Origin of the sequence: Ralstonia sp. RL, assembly GCF_001683835.1 — a bacterium.
In the GTDB taxonomy this organism is placed as follows: Bacteria; Pseudomonadota; Gammaproteobacteria; order Burkholderiales; family Burkholderiaceae; genus Ralstonia; species Ralstonia mannitolilytica.
In genome coordinates this window covers 1-2,405 of the sequence record NZ_LWRX01000220.1, presented here as the reverse complement: position 1 = coordinate 2,405, position 2,405 = coordinate 1, and the positions used below count along the sequence as shown (strand labels likewise).

Below are 2,405 nucleotides of genomic sequence, written 5' to 3'. Positions count from 1 at the left end.
CAGCTCTTCCTTGTCCTTGTACAGCGTGCTGTTCGGGTAGACCTCGACCTTCACGCGGCCGTTGGTGGCCTTCTCCGCCAGTTCCTTGAAGCGCTCGGCGCCCTTGCCCTTCGGCGTGTCGTTGGCCACCACGTGGCTGAACTTGATCACGATCGGGTTTTGCGCAAAGGCGCCGCCGCTGGCGATCAGTGCGGCGAACAACACCGCGTGCAGTTTTTTCAGTTTCATCCTTGTCTCCTGTTGAATTGAACGATTTACCTCAATGCCCCCGATCCGCCGGGTGCCTGCGCGCCGCTTCGTCCGCGATCTGCTGTGCGCGCAGGATCACCGGGCGATCGACCATTTTTCCATCCACTGCGACTGCCGCGCCGCCGCTGGCCGCGCTGGCATCGAGTACCCTTTTTGCCCAGGCGATTTCCTCTTCCGACGGTCTGAAACAGCGGTGCACCGCCGCGACCTGCTTCGGATGGATGCACAGCTTGCCGCCAAAGCCGAGGCGGCGCGCGCGCAGCGTGTCGCGCTCCAGCTCCCGGTCGTCCTCGATCGCCGTGCTCACGCCGTCCACCGGCGGCTGAACGTTTGCCAGGCGCGACGCCAGCACCAGCTGCGAGCGGAAATACAGCAGCGCGTCATCGTCGCCCTCGATTCCCAGATCCAGCTTGAAATCGATGGAGCCGAACATCAGGCGCCGCACGCCCGGCGCTTCCGCCAGCGCACGCGCATTGGCGAAGCCGTGCGCGGTTTCGATCAGCGGATACATCTCCTGCGCACCGGCGCGCTGCAGCGCAAGCAGCTCGCCGGCCTCGCCCGCCTTGGGCAGCACGATGCCGGCCACGCCGGGCAGGCCGCACAAGGCCAGGTCGTCGCGGAACCAGCGCGTGTCGGCGCCGTTGATACGGACCAGCACGGGACGCGCGGGCGCCAGCCAGGCGGCCAGCGCGCTGCGCGCCGCGTCCTTGCCGGCTGGCGGCACCGCGTCCTCCAGGTCGACGATGACGGCATCGGCGCCGGCGGCGCAGGCCTTGTCGAAACGCTCCGGTCGGTTGCCGGGCACGAACAGATAGGAACGGGCGGCCGGCCTGGATTCGGTTTGCGACATCTGCATGCCCTCTTACGTGAGGAAATAGCCGACCGTGGCGGCGCGTTCGATATCCCACAACCGATGGAACGCGGTCTGCATTTCCTGCACTGACGCGCCGCCGCTGAACTGCGCCAGGCGGATCGCCTTTTGTTCCAGCTCGTCGCGGGAAAGCGTGTTGCCTGGATCGCCCTTGGGCTCATCCACGCGGCCGTGCAGCGTGCGTCCGTCCACGGTCCGCACCTCCACCTTGCCGATCCAGCGCGCCGGGTAGGCCCGGTCGACTTCGGGATCGAGCGCCATGCCGACCTTGGCGCGGAAGGCGGCGATGCGCGGGTCGTTGAAATGGTCTTCGAATTCCTTCATGCCGGCGCGCTGGAATTGCGCGATCAGGCCGAGCACGGTGCCCATCGAGAACTTCGCCTGATGCACGGTCTGCGGATTGACGACCGGGCCGAGCACGTCGATCGCGCCCTGGTGCACCTGGGCGGTGACGCCGGCGATCTGTTCCGGCGTCAGTTTGTGTTCGGTGACGACCTGCAGCAAGGCATCAGCTGCCGGATGCGTATGTCGGCACGACGCATGGAACTTGAACGAGGTTTCGGCCAGCGTCCAGCGCTGCCCGAGGCGGTCGGTCAGCCTGGCCGGGTCCGGCTCGCGCGACATGCCGGCGCCCATGCCCTGCGTGCCTTCCAGGATGCGCTTGGCGCCCGAGAATCCGTCTTTCGCGAGATAAGCCGCCATCAGGCCGGAAGCGGCGGCATGCGCGGTGTGCAGCTGCTTGGAGTCGGCGGCGTCGCGCAGGAATTCCCACAGGCCGGCGGCCTGCGTGCCGGCGGAGCCGAAGGCGTCCAGCATCTGCTCCGGCGTGAGCTTGAGCAGGCGGCCGACGGCGGCAGCGGCCGCCACCGTGCCGGCGGTGCCGGTGGTGTGGAAGATCTTGTAGTGCGAACGCCCCAGGAATTCGCCGATGCGGATGCCGACCTCGTAGCCGGCGACCGACGCGGTCAGCAGTTCGCGGCCGGAGCAGCGCAGCTCCTGCGCCACGGCCAGCGCGGGCGAAAATACCACCGTTGCCGGATGGAACACCGAGCCGTTATGCACGTCGTCCTGTTCCGCCACGTGCGACGAGGCGGCGTTCACCATCGCCGCAAACAGGGGCGTGCTGCGGCGGCGTGCAATCAGCACTTCGGCGGTGCCGCCTTCCGGCCCCATCTGGCGGGCGAAGCGCTCGATGGTTTCCACCGGACGCGCGCCCTTGCCGGCGATGGCCGAGCCGAACCAGTCGAGCAGCAGGTCTTCCGCGCGGCGCACCACCGCTTGCGGA

General features: G+C 67.9%; 2 protein-coding genes and 1 pseudogene. All 3 read right to left on the bottom strand.

Annotated elements, in window-relative coordinates; all coding sequences use genetic code 11:
• Positions 1 to 228, bottom strand: a pseudogene (locus A6M56_RS20075) (C4-dicarboxylate ABC transporter); the annotation flags it as partial.
• A gap of 31 nt (positions 229 to 259) precedes the next feature.
• Positions 260 to 1,099, bottom strand: a complete 840-nt coding sequence (locus A6M56_RS20070; protein ID WP_286758369.1) for an HpcH/HpaI aldolase/citrate lyase family protein — start codon at positions 1,097 to 1,099, stop codon at positions 260 to 262.
• Between the two features lie 12 nt (positions 1,100 to 1,111).
• On the bottom strand, positions 1,112 to 2,405 hold a 1,294-nt coding region (locus A6M56_RS20065; protein ID WP_502686947.1), incomplete at its 5' end, for an MmgE/PrpD family protein.